This window comes from Streptomyces sp. NPDC015127, from assembly GCF_043080095.1.
GTDB lineage: Bacteria > Actinomycetota > Actinomycetes > Streptomycetales > Streptomycetaceae > Streptomyces.
In genome coordinates this window covers 107,240-122,892 of sequence record NZ_JBIBVE010000014.1, presented here as the reverse complement: position 1 = coordinate 122,892, position 15,653 = coordinate 107,240, and the positions used below count along the sequence as shown (strand labels likewise).

Below are 15,653 nucleotides of genomic sequence, written 5' to 3'. Positions count from 1 at the left end.
ATGGCACCAGCCTGACCGGGCGCACGGGCGCCCGCCACCGAGTGGCCGTCGACGGCGCCTGTGCTCCGGCGCGCTCCGGCCCGTCGTGGTCCACGGACACGAGACACCACACCGTGCGTTGCCGCACCCACGCCGCACCACGGCGGTGACCCCAACTGCCCATGAAGTACGACCCCCGAAGGCTGAACGGCCGGGCGTGACCTCGTCGGCTGCTCCGGGCACGTCGCAGCGGCCCGGGCGACTCGCGGGGTTACCGTCGGCGGCATGGACGGTGACAGCCGAGGGTGGCGCCGGTGTCTGCTCGGCGGGGCGGTGTTCGTCGTATGCATGGCGGGCACGACGCTGCCGACCCCCCTCTACACCCTCTACCAGGAGAAGTTCGGGTTCTCCGAGCTGATCGTGACCGTCGTGTACGCCGTGTACGCCTTCGGGGTCATCGGTGCGCTGCTGCTCGCCGGCAACGCATCCGACGCCGTGGGCAGGCGGCCGGTGCTTCTCTGCGGCCTCGGATGCGCGGCAGCGAGCGCCGTCTGCTTCCTGAGTGCCACCGGGCTGGACTGGCTGTACGCGGGGCGGCTGTTGTCGGGGCTGTCCGCCGGCCTGTTCACCGGGGCCGCCACGGTGTACGTACTGGAGTTGGCGCCGTACGGTGGCGCCTCCCGGGCCACGTTCGTGGCCACCGCCGCCAACATGGGCGGGCTGGGCTGCGGTCCGCTGCTCGCCGGAGTGCTCGGACAGTACGCCGCCTGGCCGCTCCATCTGCCGTTCGCCGTACACCTCGCACTGGTGGCCGGCTCGGCCGTCGTCCTGCTGTGGCTGCCGGAGACCGTGCGCGAACGCCGACGGCTGAACACGGTGCGGCCGCAGCGACCCGGCCTGCCCCCGCAGGTGCGGGCGGTGTTCGGGCCTGCGGCGACCGCCTCGTTCGTGGGGTTCGCGCTGTTCGGGGTGTTCACGTCGGTCAGCCCGGCGTTCCTCGCGCAGTCCCTGGACGTGCACAACCACGCCGTGAGCGGGCTGGTCGTCGCCCTGGCCTTCTTCGCGTCGACCGCAGGACAGCTCGCGGTCGGCCGGGTGGGCGTGGAGCGATCGCTGCCGCTGGGCTGCGCCGGTCTCCTCGCCGGGCTGGCGCTCCTCGCGGGCGCGCTGCACTGGGACCTGCTCCCGCTGGTGGTGCTGAGCGCGCTCGTCGGCGGGGCCGGGCAGGGGCTGGCCTTTCGCGGGGCGCTCTCCGCGGTGGCCGAGGCGTCTCCCGCCGACCGTCGCGCATCGGTGATCTCGACGCTGTTCGTGGTGGCGTACGCGGGCATCTCGGTGCCGGTGATCGGTGTGGGGGTCCTCGTGGGTCCGATCGGCCTCGAAGGTGCGGGGCTGGCGTTCATCGCGTGCATGGCCGTCCTGGTCTCGACCGCAGCCGCCTACCTGCTCCGGCGGCCGGTACGGGCGAGGACGTGAACGCGTGAGGGACCTCGGATCCGTACGTCGCCCCCTCGACGGATCGCCGCGTTCCTCAGGAACGAACCAGTGCGTTGACAGCGCTGCTCGGGGCTCCAGATACTGACTGATGGTTCAGTCAGTATCTGCCGCTTGCCGCACCTGGAGGCACCATGTCCGACCTCCCCACCGAGCTGGTTCCGTTCACCCCCGAGCAGCATGGCATCGTCGAGCTCACCCGTGCCTTCGCCCGCGAGGAGATCCGCCCGCGGGCGCGCTCCGTGGACGAGGCCGACGTCGAGACGCCCTGGGACCTGTGGCGCAAGGCCGCGAAGGTCGGCATCACCGGCTTCATGCTTCCCGAGGAGTACGGAGGCGGCGGCTTCACCGACGTCTTCACCCAGTGCCTGGTGCAGGAGGAGCTGTGCGTCGGCGACCTGGGCATCGGCAATCTGCTCTGCTCGAACGGCTTCTTCGCCGACCCGCTGCTCGCACTCGGCACTGAGGAGCAGAAGCGGACCTGGCTCACCCCGCTGACCGGCCCCGACACCCCGATGACCGCCCTGGCCACCACAGAGCCCGGCGCGGGCTCCGACGCCGCGTCGATCGTGACGACGGCGACCCGCACGGACGGGGGATACCTGCTGAGCGGGCAGAAGGCATGGATCTCCAACGCGGGGGAGGCCGAGCAGTACGTCGTCTTCGCCAAGACGGACCCGGCGCAGCGCTCCCGGGGCGTGACCGCCTTCCTCCTCCGCAAGGACACCCCCGGAGTCACCTTCGGAGAACCGATGCGGAAGATGGGCCAGCGCGCCATTGTCTGTCGCGAGATCTTCTTCGCCGACGCCTTCGTGCCCGAGGAGAACCGGCTCGGCGAGGAGGGACAGGGCTTCCGCGGCCTCATGCGGACCTTCGACATCTCGCGCGCCGTGCTGGGCGCGGCGGCCACCGGCGTGGCGAGGGCCGCGTACGAGTACGCCCGCGACTACGCCCGTACCCGGCAGCAGTTCGGGAAGCCGATCGTCGAGCACCAGGCCGTCGCCTTCCGGCTCGCCGACATGCGCACACGCATCGAGCAGGCGCGGCTGATGACCTGGCGCGCGGCCAAGCGCCTTGACGCGGGCCTCACCGCGACGACCGAGGCCGCCATGGCCAAGCTGACCGCCTCGGAGACGGCCGCGTACTGCACCTGGGCCGCGGTGCAGACACTCGGAGGCTGGGGCTACTCGCGCGAGTACCCCGTGGAGCAGTGGATGCGGGACGCCAGACTGGAGGAGATCGAGGAGGGAACCTCGGACATCATGCGGCTCGTGATCTCGCGGGGCCTGTGATGACCTCGGCCCTCACCGGCGGCCAGGCCCTCGCCCGCGCGCTGGCCGCACACGGCGTCACCCATGCCTTCGGCATCCCCGGCACCCACAACCTGGAGCTCTACCGGCATCTCCGGCCCTACGGCATTCGGCATGTGACGCCACGTCACGAACAGGGTGCCGGATACGCGGCCGACGCGTACGCCCGCGTGAGCGGCCGGCCCGCTGCCGCGATCACCACCACCGGACCCGCACTGCTGAACATCGCGGCAGCGGTGGGCCAGGCCTACTCCGACAGCGTGCCGCTGCTCGTCGTCTCGCCCGGCATGCCGCTGCGGCATCCGCGGCAGTACACCGGGCTCCTGCACGAGATGCGCAGCCAGACCGAGGCGCTGCGCGGCGTCGCGGCCTTCAGCCACCGGGTCGCGTCGGTCGACGAGATCGGCGCGGCGGTGGCACGGGCCTTCACCCTCTTCCGCAGGGAGCGGCCACGGCCGGTTCACATCGAAGTGCCGCTGGACCTCCTGGAGACCGCGGAACCGGTGGCCGCGCCACGCCACGCGCCGCCCGTCGGGCCCCCGGCGCCGGACCAGGCGGCAGTGGGGGCGGCGGCGGACGCGCTGCGCGGGGCGCACAGCCCCGTGCTGGTCCTCGGCGGAGGAGCACGGGCGGCGGCAGCCACCTGCCTGGCGCTCGCCGAGGAGTTGGGGGCGCCGGTGGTCACCACTGCCAACGGCAAAGGCGTCGTGGACGAACGCCACCCGCTGTCGCTGGGCGTGTCGCTGCACAGCCCGGCCGTGCAGAAGTGGCTGGCGGACCGCGACGTGGTCCTCGCCGTCGGCACCGAACTGGCCGAGTCCGATGTCTGGGGCCCGCTGCCGGCCCTGACGGGCACCCTGATCCGCGTCGACGTGGACCCCGCCCAGATGTACGCGGGCATCCCGGCGGACGTGGCCCTGGTGGGCGACGCGCACCCCCTGCTGGACGCGCTGCTCGCCGCGTACCGCGAGGCCCCACAACGCGCCGCACGACAGCGCGCCGATCCCGCCCACGTCGCGGCCCTGCGCGCCGCGCGCGACGACGAGACCCGCACCCGGGACGCGCGCTGGGTCCCCCACCTGACGGCGATGCGCCGCGTCCTCGCCGACGACGCCGTCATCACCTCCGACAGCGCCCAGTGCTGCTACTACGGCGCCCTGCCCCACCTGCCCCTCGGCCCGAAGGGCCGCTACCTGCACCCCACCGGCTTCGGCACCCTCGGCTACGCCCTGCCCGCGGCGATCGGCGCGAAGACCGCGTGCCCCGAGCGGCAGGTCGTCGCGCTGAGCGGCGACGGCGGACTGCAGTTCTCCGTGCAGGAGCTCGCCACCGCCGCCCACCTGGGCGCGCCGCTCCCCGTCGTGGTCTTCGACAACGGCGGATACGGCGAGATCCGCGCAGAGATGGCGGCCCGCGGGGACAGCCCCACGGCCGTCGACCTGCCGCCCGTCGACCTGCCCGCCCTCGCCCGCGCCTACGGCGGGCACGGCGCCGCGGTCCGCTCACCCGGGGAACTCGCCGACGCCCTGGCCTGCGCACTGGACACGCCCGGACCCACCATCGTCACCGTTCCCGAGGAGACCCCCCGATGACGACCACCCCCCTCATCTCCCTCACCTGGACGGACCATGTCACCGGCCGCCAGGGCCATCTGGTGATCGACCGGCTCGTGCGCGGCGTCTCCAGCGGCGGCCTGCGGATGCGCGAGGGCTGCACCCTCGCCGAGGTCGCCGGGCTCGCCCGGGGCATGACGATGAAGGAGGCCCTGCACTACGACCCCGAGATGCGGTACATCCCGCTCGGCGGGGCCAAGGGCGGAATCGACTGCGACCCGCGCGACCCGGAGGCGTACGGGATCCTGGTGCGCTATCTGCGGGCGATGCGCCCGTACATCGAGCGCTTCTGGACCACCGGCGAGGACCTCGGTCTCACCCAGGACGTCGTCGACAGGGCGGCGGCCGACGCCGGTCTCGTCTCCTCGATCCAGGCCGTCTACCCGCTGCTCGACGACGAGACCGCGGCCCGGCGCCGACTTGCGGACGCGTTCGCCGTGGAGGTGGACGGCATCGGGCTCGACGAACTGGCGGGCGGCTGCGGGGTCGCCGAGTCGGTGCTGACGGCGCTGGACCGGGCCGGCGTCCCCCACGAGGGGACCCGCGTCAGCATCCAGGGCTTCGGGACGATGGGCGGGGCAACGGCCCGATTCCTGGCACGAGCCGGGCTGAGCATCGTCGCCGTGGCGGACGTCAAGGGAACGATCGCCAACCCGCAGGGCCTGGACGTGGAGGCGCTGCTCTCCGCGCGCGACCCTTACGGGACCGTCGACCGCGCCGCCCTGCGGGCGGCCGACACCGAACTGCCCGGCGACGCCTGGCTGTCCGCGGACGCCGATGTGCTGGTCCCGGCCGCCGTCTCGTACGCGATCGACACGGCCGGCCAGGCCCGCGTCACGGCCCGCTGGATCGTCGAGGCGGCCAACATGCCGGTGCTTCCGGACGCCGAGGATCTGCTGTCCGCGCGCGGGATCACCGTCCTGCCGGACGTGGTCGTCAACTCCGCCACCAACGCCTGGTGGTGGTGGACGCTCTTCGGCGACATCGGCGCCGACCCGGACCAGGCGTTCGCCCACATCCGGCGCTCCATGCGCGCCCTGGTCGAGCAGGTGCTGACGCGGGCCGAGCGCGACGGGACCACCCCGCGCGTCGCGGCTCACGGGGTCGTGGCGGACCGGCTGCCGCTGATCGCCGAACGCTTCGGCTGGTACGCATGAGCCTGGACGCCCTCTTCGACCCGCGCTCCGTCGCCGTCGTCGGAGCCTCCGCCAATCCCGCCAAATGGGGCTACTGGCTCGCCTCCGGCGCCCTCGCCGGACGTTCCCGGCGCACCGTCCACCTGGTCAACCAGCGCGGCGGCGGCCTCGACGGCGTGCCCTTCCTGCCCGGCCTCGGCTGCCTGCCGACCGTCCCCGAACAGGTCGTCGTGGCGGTGCCGCCGCAGCAGGTACGGCCCGTGGTCGTCGAGGGACTCGGGGCGGGCGCGCGCTGCTTCACCGTGATCACATCCGGCGGGGCCGGCCCCGAGGAGGAACAGGAACTCGCCGCACTCGTCACCGCGCACGGCGGACGGCTGCTCGGCCCCAACTGCATGGGCGTCGTCGACACCACCACCGAACTCAGGCTCAGCTGGGGCGACTTCCCCGCAGGTCCTGTGGGGCTCGTGTCGCAGAGCGGCAACCTCGCACTCGAGATCGGCCGACTCCTGGCACGGGCCGGGCAGGGCTTCTCCCGCTTCGTCTCGCTCGGCAACCAGCGGGACATCGACGCGACGGACGCGCTCGACGCGCTCATCGCGCACGACGCGACACGGGTCGTCGCCGCGTATGTGGAGGACTTCCGGGACGGGCGGCGCCTGGCCCGCACCCTGGCCGCCGCCCACACGGCGGGCAAACCCGTCCTGCTGCTGTCTCTCGGCCGCAGCGAGGCCTCCGGCCGCGCGGCCGCCTCCCACACGGGCGCGCTGGTGAGCGCCCGGGCAGTGGTGGAAGCCGTGTGCCGCGACACGGGAGCGCTGCTGCTGGAGTCGGCGGGCGAACTGGTCGACACGGCGGTGCTCCTGGCCGCGGCGGGCCGCCGCCGGCGCACCCTGACGGAGCCCGTCCGGGACGCGGGGTCCCCTGCCCCAGCCGGCGCAGCCCCCTCGCAGACCCGCACCCCAAGTCCCCTGCGCGTCGCCGTCGTCGGCGACAGCGGAGGCCAGGGCGCGCTGGCCGCCGACGCGCTGACCGCCCGCGGCCTCGACGTCCCCGAACTCGCCGAGGCCACCCGGACAGCCGTCGCCCGCCACCTGACCGGCGTGACCGGCTGCGGCAACCCCGTCGACCTCGCCGGCGCGGGGGAGGCCGACCTCCGCAACTACGCCCGCATCACACGGGCGCTGCTCGACGGAGGGGACACCGATGCCACCCTCCTCACCGGCTACTTCGGCGACTACGCCACCGCCAACCCCGACCAGGCCCGCCAGGAGTGCGACATCGCCCGGGACCTGGGGGAGGCCGCACGGCACTCCGGCCGACTGCTCGTCGTCCACACCATGGCCCGGGACACCCCGGCCCTGACGGTGCTCCGCGAGCACGGCGTACCCGTCTACGAGCGCATCGAGCAGGCCGCGACCGCCCTGGCACAAGCGGCGCGGCAGGACCGGACGACACCCGAGGCACCACCCCGGCTGCCGCCCCCCGCGCCCAGCCCCGTCCCGAACGGGGACTACGAGACCGTCCGCGCACTCCTCCGATCCCACGGACTCGCCTTCCCCGCCGCCCACTTCGTCACCACCGCCGACGAGGCGGCCACCGCGGCCCGCCGCACCGGATACCCGCTCGTCCTCAAGGCGATGGGCCTGGCCCACAAGACCGAGGCGGGCGGGGTGGCCCTGGGCATCGCGGACGAGACCGCGCTGCGCACCGCCTTCGCCCGAATGCGTCGCTCCACCGGTGCCACCCGGTACGCGGTGGAGGAAATGGTCGCCCACCCACACTCCGTCGAGCTCATCGCCGGGGTCCGGCGCGACCCGGCATTCGGCCCCGTCGCCATGGTCGGCCTCGGCGGCGTCACCGCCGAACTGCTCGCCGACACCGCGCTCGCCCTCGCCCCCCTCACCCGGCGGCGCGCCCGCGACCTGCTGCTCTCACTGCGGCACGCACCGCTGCTCACCGGCTGGCGGGGCGCCGCCGCCCTCGATCTGGACGCCGCCGCCGACGCCCTGTGCGCCCTGGCCGAGGCCGCGGCCGAACACCCCGAGCTCACCGAGCTCGAAGTCAATCCGCTGCTCGTCCACCCGGGCGGCGCGGTCGCCCTCGACGCCCATGGAGTGCTCACATGACCAGGCAATCCGGTCGTTTCACGGACCGCACCTACATCGTGACCGGCGGCGGCAGCGGTATCGGCCGCGCGATCGCGCTCGCGCTGAGCGGGGAGGGCGCGCGGGTCGCCGTCGCCGGCCGTACCCCGGAACGGCTGGACGAGACGGTCGCCCTGATCGAGAAGGCAGGAGGCGAGGCCCTCGCGGTGCCGACGGACATACGGGACCCGGAGGCCGTGGACGCACTGGTGACCGCGACGGCGGAGCGCTTCGGCCGGCTGGACGGGCTCGTCAACAACGCGGCCGGCAACTTCGTCGTGCCGGGCATCGACCTGTCCCCGGGCGGCTGGCGCGCGGTCGTCGACATCGTCCTCAACGGCTCGTACTACTGCACCCGGGCCGTCGCCCGCAGGCTGCGTGAGCAGGGCACGGGCGGCTCGGTCCTCTCCGTGATCGCCACCTACGCCTGGCACGGCCACCCGGGGACCGTCCACTCGGCCGCCGCGAAGGCCGGTGTCCTCGCCATGACCCGGACATTGGCGGTGGAACTCGCCCCGCTGGGCATCCGGCTGAACTGCATCGCCCCCGGCCCGACGGAGACGGAGGGCGCCGGCGCGGCCCTGTGGGCCACCCCGCAGGCACGCGAGGACGTCCTCGCCACGGTTCCCGCGGGCCGGTTCGCCGACCCCGCGGAGATCGCGGACGCGTCGCTGTTCCTCCTGAGCGACGGCGCGTCGTACGTGACGGGCGAGTGCCTGACGGTGGACGGCGGGCAGTGGCTCGGCCAGCAGGTGTACGGACGCACGGGCGCGTAGTCGTCCACGCCAAGGGGGCGGCGGCGCCTACGGGCCCGCCGCCCCTTCGCCGTTGGTCGCCGCCGGACAACCGTTTGCCGTGATCCACCGCTCTGCCTGGCGTCACGCCCCATGACCACCGCGACGCTGCACACCGCACGCCTGCTCCTGGAGCCCTACCGCCCCGAGGACGAGGAGCACTTCGTCGCGCTGTTCGCGGACGATCGCGTCGTGCGCTGGCTGGGGAACGGTCCGCAGAGCGAGGACGAGCAACTGGCCCTGTTCGGGCGATCTTCAGCAAGGTCTACGCGCAGCACCTCTTCGACGTCCGGGCGGTGCGCCGGGACGGCCGCTTCGTCGGGCACGCGGAGCTCAAGCGCACGGACGACGTCGACGGCGGCCACGAACTCATCTACGCGCTCACCCCCGACAGCTGGGGCGCCGGCCTCGGCACGGAGATCGCCCGGGCGCTGGCGGACTACGGCTTCGACGACCTCGGTCTGCCGGCCGTGCGCGCGACGGTGGCCGAGGAGAACCAGGCTTTTCTGGTGCTCCTCGGCCGTCTCGGCTTCCGCCATGTGCGGGACATCCACGAGGACGACGGCACGGTCACCCGCGTCCTGACCCTCGGCCGCCCCGTCCGAGCCTCAGCTCTTCGTGCGGCGAGTCTTCGCCCCAAGGGCGTAGAAGACGAGCCCGATCCCCGCGATGACCAGCAGGGGCACGACCTGGCTCAGCGTGTACGCGAGGCGCTGGCCGGCGAAGGCCTCGGGCAGCGAGTCGGCGGCGGAGCCCTCCGTGCCGAACCAGCCAACCCCGAAGCCCGGCCAGATCAGCACGACCACCGTGAAGGCGACCAGGCCGGTCGCGAGGACGGTGACCGTCCAGGCCCCGACGCGTCCCCCCGGCACGACGTACGGGCGCGGGCTGTCGGGGTACTTGCGACGCAGCACCACCAGGCTGGGGAAGGTGATGACGTACGAGATGAAGGTGGTGCAGATCGTCAGGCCGAGCCCCGCTGCGAAGTACTTCTCGCCGTCGCCCTCGGTGAGGTTGAGCGCGACCACGAGCAGTACGGACGCCAGGACCGCGGAGAGCAGGTTCACCCGCACCGGGGTGCCGTGCTTCTCGGAGATCGTGCCGAGCCAGGCCGGCCCCGCGCCGTCGGCGCAGGCGACGGCCTGGGCGCGGTGCGCGCCCATCGCCCATGTGACGCCGGAGGTGAGGAGGCCGATGATGAGGCCCGCGGCCGCTATGCCGCCGAAGACCGCGCCGGCACCGGTGAGAGTGACCGTGCCGTCGGCGGCGATGGAGCCTCCGTAGACGGTGAAGACGGCCTTGCAGGCGTCGATGAAGCCGCCGAGGCTGCCGATCCTGTCGCTGGGCAGAACAAAGAGGATGCCGAGGATCGGGCCGCCGTAGAGCAGCAGCGCGGCGAAGCCGGAGCGGAGAATGGCGAGCGGAATGTCACGGCGCGGGTTGCGCATCTCCTCGGCGGCGGAGCTGGGCAGCTCGAAGCCGACGTAGTTGAAGATCAGGACGGGGACGAGCGCCACGAAGCCGGCGTAGGTCGGGGCGAACTCGCCCGCCGGCAGGGCGTGCACACCGTTCTGGAAGGCGAAGACGACGACCGAGACGAGGAAGAAGCCGAGCAGCACGATACGTGCGAGGGCTCCGGCGATCGGCACCCACTTGCCGACCCGCACGGACTGCACGACGGCGAGCGCGCCACCCCAGATGAACACCAGCCCGGCGGCGTACTTCCACAGACCCGGCAGCGGCGTGAAGAACTCCTCCCAGGTCGTGAGGGCGATGATGCACAGACTGCCGCCCACCCACACCGGGTTGGAGATCCAGTAGAGGATCTGGTTGAGGCCCGCGGTGAGCCGCCCGAAGGCGAGCCGGGTCCAGACGTACGGGCCGCCCTGCACGGGAAAGGCGGAGCCGAGCTCGGCCACGAGCAGCCCGTAGGGGAGGAAGAAGAGCAGGGCGAGAATGGCCATCCAGGTCAGGCCCTGAGGACCCTGCGCCGCGACCGACCCGATCGTGTCGAGTCCGACGAGGGTGCATATGAGGAACAGGAGGACGTCGAAGCGGCGCAGCTCCTTGCGCAGCCGGCTGCGTTGTTCGCCCCAGCCCTCGGAGAGGTCGGGGGTCTCGGGAGCGGGCTCTTCGGCCCTGCTGGAGGCGGTGGGTGCTTGGGTCACTGGGCGGACTCCTACGGCGGCACGGGGGGTCTCGTACAGGCGCGGCACATCTACTGACTGAACAGACAGTCAGTAGCCTGCACTGTGAGCCCGGCCACACGGGGCTGTCAAGAGCTGTGAAGGGACCGCAATCATTGACGTGAGCGTTGCCCCGTCCTCGCGGTGCATGGATCACAGGGCGATGACGTCGACTCAGCGGCCAGGGGGCGCCCGGGCCGTGGCGGAGCGGCCATGCTCGAAGGGGGCGAGGTGTCGTACTGGCGCAGGGCCGTGCCCCGGTCGCCCTCGGCGTCCTGGACGAACGCGTCTTCGCCGTAGGCGACTGCGTCACCCCGCGGACCGCCGAGGAAGCGGTCCTCGAGGCCCTGGCCGTGGCGTCCAAGGTCTGGGCGAACGCGCGGTGAGGTGTGCCGGGTTACTGCCCGCTCGCCGATGGCGATGCGGCGTGCAGCCGGCGCTCACCGTCACGGCCGCAGGAGGTGTTCTCCGGCAAGCTGGACGGCTTCGCGTGTGGTGTACCCGGGGTGGTCCGCGACGATGAAGTGGCGGCCGATCGCGAGCCCGAACGCCAGGATGCTGCGTGCCTCGATCTCGTCGGGGTCGGTGAGGAAGGTGCCGAACATCGTGCGCAGGAAGTCCATGCGTTCGTTGTCGATACGCCGCAGGCGCGCCGCGACGGCCTCGTCGTGCCGGGCCCACGCCCGGACCGCGAGATCGATCCGGTGGAAGTCCTCCGAGAAGGTCAGTTCGCCGACGCGCCGGATCATCTCGGCGGCGTCGCCGCCTTCGGCGCCGACCTGGGCGAGGACCTCTCTGGTGCAGCGGCGTTCCCACTCGTCGAGCATCTCCGCGAGCAGCGCGGGACGGCCGTCGAAGTAGCCGTAGAACCCGCCCTTCGTCACGCCGAGTCGGGCGGCGAGCGTCTCGACGCGGACCGCGTCGGGCCCTCCTTGGGCGAGGGCTTCGAGGCCCGCCTCGATCCAGCGCGCTCGTGGTGTGCGAGCCACGGCAGGCATCCGGCCACCTCCATTGATCACGTCGCGTTTGTACGTTACCGTACACATGAACTGTACGGTGCCGTATAAACGAGAGGCCGAACCGTGCCACGACTCGCCAAGACCGCCTACACCGAGCAGCCGTGGCGCATCCACGAACTCACTAGTGATTTCTCCGTCGAGGACGTGTGGTCGTTCCGCACCCCGGGAGCCGGACCCGACGACTTCCCGGCGATGCTCGCGGCGCTGCGGGCCGCCGGCGGCCCCGCGAAGCAGCCCTTGCCGGTGAGGTTCCTGTTCGCCGTTCGGTGGAAGCTCGGCGCGGTCTTCGGCTGGGACAAGCCGTCAGCGGGCGTCGGCGAGCGGGTGACCTCGCTGCGTGACCGCCTGCCCGGCGACCTCCACGACGCCCCCCGCGGCCCCGACGACGAGGGCATGCCCCTCACAGCGGTCTACGAGCTCGACCGGGAGTCCGCGCGCGAGCTGGCGAACAAGACCGTGCACACCGTGATGCATCTCGGCTGGGTCCAGGGCACCGACGGCGACCACGAGCTGCGGATGGCGGTCCTCGTCAAGCCCAACGGACGGTTCGGGCGGCTCTACATGGCGGCCATCGCGCCTTTCCGGCACCTCGTCGTCTACCCGGCCCTGACCCGGCAATGGGAGCGCGCCTGGCGCGAGCGCCACAACGCGGAGACTGAGTACGAAGAAGGGGGATCGCGATGAACTCCGGTAAGCGGCTGCTCCGCTGGGCGAGCGGGATCATGTTCGTGCTGGGAACAGGGCACCTGCTCCTGCTGGCGCTTGTCGCCTGGCAGGACCTCACCGGCTGGGTGGACCGGGGCATATGGGCGGCCGTCCCACTCGAGCTCACGGACGGGGGAGCCGCTGAGACGGTGGAGTCCCTTCGGAACGAGGTCACCTTCTGGGCGGGTACGGGAAGCTTCGCCGTGCCCCTGATTCTCCTCGGCTGCCTCACCTGGCACCTCGCCGGCCGGGGCGTTGCCGTCCCCTCCTGGATCGGCTGGAGCCTCGTGCTGTGGTGTGCGGTGGGCGGCGTCCTCCTTGTCCCGTCCCCCTTCTTCGCCGGGACCGTCGCCGGGGCACTCGTCATCCGGGCGGCACGCAAGGAAGACCGGGAACCGAGGCCATCTCTCCCGGACCGCTGTCCGGCCACCCGACAGACCGAGAGCTGAGACGGTCCGCTTCGCCCGTGACGCTCAAGGCTGTGCGTGCGGGCGGATGTGCCCTGGCGCACGACGCGGCTTGCCACGAGTGGCCAGTCCACAGATCATCGGCGCATGAGACCCGAAGTCCAGGCCTTCGTGGCCGACGGCCCCCTCCCCGACTGGGATGCGAACGAAGAGGAGATCGACAGGCGCGACCGGCAGCTCGCGTCGATTCCCCGTCCCGTCACACCCGAAGAGGCAAGGGCGCTGGCCACCTGCTTCGGGCCCGACGACTGCTACGGCGTCGCCTGGACGCTGGTACACCTGATCGAGACGGCACCCGGCCCCGTGCCACAGCCAGTGCTGCACGGCCTCGAACCGAGCGACTGGCAACTGACCCTGTCGGCGCGGTGGGCCACGGGAGAAGACGACGACGCGACGGACGGCCGCCGTCCGAAGCGTGCGCACGGCCCCCTGTGAAGTGGACGGGACTGGTGGCACCATAGCCGGACAGACCGGTCTACGGTCGGGTCCACCTCTCCTGGGGCACCTATGAACATCTCGCTCCCGTTCCGACTCTTCGCCGCAGCGACCGTGACCGGCCTGTTGCTCACTGCGTGCAGCGGTTCGGGCGGGTCCCCGACCGCATCGGGATCGCCGCCCGCCGCACCGGGGACGTCCGCGCCCCCGCGCACGACACCCCCGGCACCGTCGGCCGCCACCCCGTCGGCCACGACAGGTCCGACGACGCCCACACAGACCCCCACCGGCACACCGCCGCTCGGCTCCTGGAGCCTCCAGCCGGTGTGGCCGTTCGCCACCCTCGCCCAGGCCCAGGCGTGGGAGCGTGCCTACCGCTCCAGCGGCCACCAGCCCTGGCACCGCGACCCCGATCAGACCGCGCTGGCCTTCACCCGTGGCTACTTGGGGTTCGAGGAGATCGACCGGGTCTCCTCGCGCACGGTCAGCGGCCGGCACGCCCGCATCGGAGTCGCACCGACGGGGCCCGAGACCGGCACCGCAGCGGTGATCCACCTCGTGCGGTTCGGCACCGGCCCCGACGCCCCCTGGGAGGTCGTCGGTACCGACGACACGACGTTCTCCCTGACCACACCCGCCTACGGGTCGCTCGTGCACTCCCCGCTCATGACCGGCGGGCGGATCTCCGGAGTGGACGAGAGCATCCGTGTCCAGGTGCGCCAACCCTCGTCGGAGGCGCCGCTGGGCACTTCCCCGTGCTGCACTCCCGCGGGCGGCAACAACCAGCCCTGGAACGTGAAGGTCTCCTTCTCCGAGGCCCGCGATCCGGTGCTCACGGTTGTCGCCTCCACGGGCGGTCACGTCGCCGACGTCGAACGCTTCACCGTCACGGCGGTACGCACCGGCTGACCGCCTGACGAATCCGCGGCTCTGCCTGCTGATCCGGCGGACACCCAAGGCCACCGGCGGCCGTGCCATGATCTCTCCCGGGTGCGGCAGGCCGACTTGGGAGGAACAGCAGCATGACCGAACAGCGGGTGGCCCTGGTCACCGGGTCGTCCTCGGGCATCGGCGCGGCCGTTGCACGCCGCCTGGCCGCCGACGGCATCAAGGTCGTCGTCAACTCCGCGCACTCCGTCGAGGCGGGCGAGGCCCTCGCCGCCGAACTGCCGGACGCCGTCTACATTCGGTCGAACGTCGCCGAGGACGGCGAGGCAGCCCGTCTCGTCGAGGGCGCCGTCGACGCGTACGGGCGTCTGGACATCCTGGTCAACAGCGCCGGGATCACCAGGTTCATCCCCCACGACGACCTGGACGCGGCCACGCCCGACATCTGGCGCGACATCTTCGACGTCAACGTCCTGGGCGTCTGGCAGACCGTCACCGCGGCCGCACCCCACCTGAAGGCGAGCGGCGGCTGCGTCGTCAACGTCTCGTCCCAGGCGGGTGTCCGGCCGGGCGGCAGCTCGATCCCGTACGCCGTCTCCAAGGCCGCGGTCAACCACATGACCCGGCTCCTCGCCAAGACCCTGGGCCCCGCCGTCCGCGTCAACGCTGTCGCGCCCGGCATGATCGACACGCCCTGGTTCGACGGCCTCGACGGCGCGGACGAGGCCAAGGCCCATGTCGCCGCGGCCGTACCGCTGCGCCGCGTCGGCCGCCCCGAGGACATCGCCCAGGCCGTCTACGACCTGGCCAACGCCTCGTACATCACGGGCGAGGTGCTCCTCGTCGACGGCGGCGGTCACCTGCTCGGCTGACGGAGGAGTGGCCTGCGGCCGGCCGGGTCGGCCGGCCGCAGGCCACTACCGCGAGAGCCCGGCGGTCGCGTGTGTCGCCGCCCCCGACGCGTACGCGTGGCGGTGACCGCCGCTCTCCCGTCGTCTCATGCGGAGCGTCGTGCCAGATCCTCCAGCAAGGACACTGCCTGTTCAGCGTGCTCGTACGGCACGAAGAGGTGGTCGTGGTGGAAGCCGGCGATCACATTGCAGCTCAGGCCGGCCTCGGCAAGTTCCCGGGAGACCGCGGCGGTCAGTCCGACCGCCGCGAGCGCGGAGTGGACGCGCAGGGTGATCCAGCCGGCCACGTAGTCGTACGCCATTCCCGCCGCATCCGCCTCTTCCCGTCGCACCACCAGGGTCAGGCCCTCGGACTCGGCGACGGTGACGACCGGGGTGAGGCCGGACGGCACGCCGCCCTCGGCCGTGGTGAACACATAGCGGCCCGGATTCAGCTCCGGACGCATTCCGCTCAGCAGTTTCCGCAGATCACTCTCACCAGTCACGAGCACCACCCTACGCAACCGAGCCCGCCGGGGTCGTATCCGTCGGCGCTGAGCGCTTCATGTGGCGAACTCCGCCACATGAAG

General features: G+C 72.4%; 14 protein-coding genes and 1 pseudogene. 12 read left to right on the top strand and 3 right to left on the bottom strand.

What is annotated here, in order from left to right; translation table 11 throughout:
* The first annotated feature begins 264 nt into the window (after positions 1 to 264).
* The 7 genes and pseudogenes from ACF08N_RS26920 to ACF08N_RS26890 form a co-directional block, all read left to right on the top strand.
* Positions 265 to 1,455 carry an MFS transporter gene (locus ACF08N_RS26920; RefSeq protein ID WP_392327262.1) on the top strand — a complete coding sequence of 397 codons (1,191 nt, stop codon included), beginning with the start codon at positions 265 to 267 and terminating at the stop codon, positions 1,453 to 1,455.
* Positions 1,456 to 1,607: 152 nt separating this feature from the next.
* The gene (locus ACF08N_RS26915) at positions 1,608 to 2,765 is read left to right on the top strand and encodes an acyl-CoA dehydrogenase family protein (protein WP_392327261.1); all 1,158 of its coding nucleotides are present in this window, start codon (positions 1,608 to 1,610) and stop codon (positions 2,763 to 2,765) included.
* Positions 2,765 to 4,375, top strand: coding sequence for a 5-guanidino-2-oxopentanoate decarboxylase (locus ACF08N_RS26910; RefSeq protein WP_392327260.1), 1,611 nt, complete (start codon positions 2,765 to 2,767; stop codon positions 4,373 to 4,375). The genes ACF08N_RS26915 and ACF08N_RS26910 overlap by 1 nt, the downstream gene beginning before the upstream one ends.
* Positions 4,372 to 5,553, top strand: a complete 1,182-nt coding sequence (locus tag ACF08N_RS26905) for a Glu/Leu/Phe/Val dehydrogenase dimerization domain-containing protein (protein ID WP_392327259.1) — start codon at positions 4,372 to 4,374, stop codon at positions 5,551 to 5,553. Before ACF08N_RS26910 ends, ACF08N_RS26905 begins: the two co-directional genes overlap by 4 nt.
* The gene (locus ACF08N_RS26900; RefSeq protein ID WP_392327258.1) at positions 5,550 to 7,661 is read left to right on the top strand and encodes an acetate--CoA ligase family protein; all 2,112 of its coding nucleotides are present in this window, start codon (positions 5,550 to 5,552) and stop codon (positions 7,659 to 7,661) included. The genes ACF08N_RS26905 and ACF08N_RS26900 overlap by 4 nt, the downstream gene beginning before the upstream one ends.
* On the top strand, positions 7,658 to 8,455 hold the full coding sequence (locus ACF08N_RS26895; RefSeq protein WP_392327257.1) for an SDR family oxidoreductase: 798 nt from the start codon (positions 7,658 to 7,660) through the stop codon (positions 8,453 to 8,455). Before ACF08N_RS26900 ends, ACF08N_RS26895 begins: the two co-directional genes overlap by 4 nt.
* Before the next feature lie 111 nt (positions 8,456 to 8,566).
* A pseudogene (locus ACF08N_RS26890) lies at positions 8,567 to 9,069 on the top strand (GNAT family N-acetyltransferase); the annotation flags it as partial.
* A gap of 12 nt (positions 9,070 to 9,081) precedes the next feature.
* Here the strand turns inward: ACF08N_RS26890 and ACF08N_RS26885 are convergent.
* Entirely contained in the window at positions 9,082 to 10,641 is a 1,560-nt protein-coding gene (locus ACF08N_RS26885) for an APC family permease (protein ID WP_392327256.1), read from the bottom strand.
* Positions 10,642 to 11,105: 464 nt separating this feature from the next.
* On the bottom strand, positions 11,106 to 11,657 hold the full coding sequence (locus tag ACF08N_RS26880) for a TetR/AcrR family transcriptional regulator (protein ID WP_392327255.1): 552 nt from the start codon (positions 11,655 to 11,657) through the stop codon (positions 11,106 to 11,108).
* A gap of 84 nt (positions 11,658 to 11,741) precedes the next feature.
* Between ACF08N_RS26880 and ACF08N_RS26875 the strand changes: the two genes are divergently transcribed.
* From ACF08N_RS26875 to ACF08N_RS26855, 5 genes are all read left to right on the top strand, one after another.
* The gene (locus ACF08N_RS26875; protein ID WP_392327254.1) at positions 11,742 to 12,362 is read left to right on the top strand and encodes a DUF2867 domain-containing protein; all 621 of its coding nucleotides are present in this window, start codon (positions 11,742 to 11,744) and stop codon (positions 12,360 to 12,362) included.
* Complete coding sequence (locus ACF08N_RS26870) at positions 12,359 to 12,832, top strand: DUF6463 family protein (protein ID WP_392327253.1); 474 nt, start codon at positions 12,359 to 12,361, stop codon at positions 12,830 to 12,832. The genes ACF08N_RS26875 and ACF08N_RS26870 overlap by 4 nt, the downstream gene beginning before the upstream one ends.
* A gap of 105 nt (positions 12,833 to 12,937) precedes the next feature.
* Complete coding sequence (locus ACF08N_RS26865) at positions 12,938 to 13,285, top strand: hypothetical protein (protein WP_392327252.1); 348 nt, start codon at positions 12,938 to 12,940, stop codon at positions 13,283 to 13,285.
* 72 nt (positions 13,286 to 13,357) lie between these two features.
* Positions 13,358 to 14,194 carry a hypothetical protein gene (locus ACF08N_RS26860; protein ID WP_392327251.1) on the top strand — a complete coding sequence of 279 codons (837 nt, stop codon included), beginning with the start codon at positions 13,358 to 13,360 and terminating at the stop codon, positions 14,192 to 14,194.
* A gap of 113 nt (positions 14,195 to 14,307) precedes the next feature.
* Positions 14,308 to 15,045: an SDR family NAD(P)-dependent oxidoreductase gene (locus ACF08N_RS26855; protein ID WP_392327250.1), complete on the top strand. Its 738-nt coding sequence runs from the start codon at positions 14,308 to 14,310 to the stop codon at positions 15,043 to 15,045.
* A 125-nt stretch (positions 15,046 to 15,170) separates the two neighbouring features.
* On the opposite strand, the gene ACF08N_RS26850 is transcribed toward ACF08N_RS26855, so the two are convergent.
* Positions 15,171 to 15,569 carry an ACT domain-containing protein gene (locus ACF08N_RS26850; RefSeq protein WP_392327249.1) on the bottom strand — a complete coding sequence of 133 codons (399 nt, stop codon included), beginning with the start codon at positions 15,567 to 15,569 and terminating at the stop codon, positions 15,171 to 15,173.
* Between the last annotated feature and the right edge of the window lie 84 nt (positions 15,570 to 15,653).

What these genes read in the sequence shown, in the direction of transcription:
- ACF08N_RS26855 (WP_392327250.1), top strand. Translation starts at nt 14,308, where the DNA reads ATGACCGAACAGCGGGTGGCCCTGGTCACCGGGTCGTCCTCGGGCATC.
- ACF08N_RS26865 (WP_392327252.1), top strand. Translation starts at nt 12,938, where the DNA reads ATGAGACCCGAAGTCCAGGCCTTCGTGGCCGACGGCCCCCTCCCCGAC.
- ACF08N_RS26915 (WP_392327261.1), top strand. Translation starts at nt 1,608, where the DNA reads ATGTCCGACCTCCCCACCGAGCTGGTTCCGTTCACCCCCGAGCAGCAT.
- ACF08N_RS26895 (WP_392327257.1), top strand. Translation starts at nt 7,658, where the DNA reads ATGACCAGGCAATCCGGTCGTTTCACGGACCGCACCTACATCGTGACC.
- ACF08N_RS26910 (WP_392327260.1), top strand. Translation starts at nt 2,765, where the DNA reads ATGACCTCGGCCCTCACCGGCGGCCAGGCCCTCGCCCGCGCGCTGGCC.
- ACF08N_RS26880 (WP_392327255.1), bottom strand. Translation starts at nt 11,657, where the DNA reads ATGCCTGCCGTGGCTCGCACACCACGAGCGCGCTGGATCGAGGCGGGC.
- ACF08N_RS26900 (WP_392327258.1), top strand. Translation starts at nt 5,550, where the DNA reads ATGAGCCTGGACGCCCTCTTCGACCCGCGCTCCGTCGCCGTCGTCGGA.
- ACF08N_RS26905 (WP_392327259.1), top strand. Translation starts at nt 4,372, where the DNA reads ATGACGACCACCCCCCTCATCTCCCTCACCTGGACGGACCATGTCACC.
- ACF08N_RS26860 (WP_392327251.1), top strand. Translation starts at nt 13,358, where the DNA reads ATGAACATCTCGCTCCCGTTCCGACTCTTCGCCGCAGCGACCGTGACC.
- ACF08N_RS26870 (WP_392327253.1), top strand. Translation starts at nt 12,359, where the DNA reads ATGAACTCCGGTAAGCGGCTGCTCCGCTGGGCGAGCGGGATCATGTTC.
- ACF08N_RS26920 (WP_392327262.1), top strand. Translation starts at nt 265, where the DNA reads ATGGACGGTGACAGCCGAGGGTGGCGCCGGTGTCTGCTCGGCGGGGCG.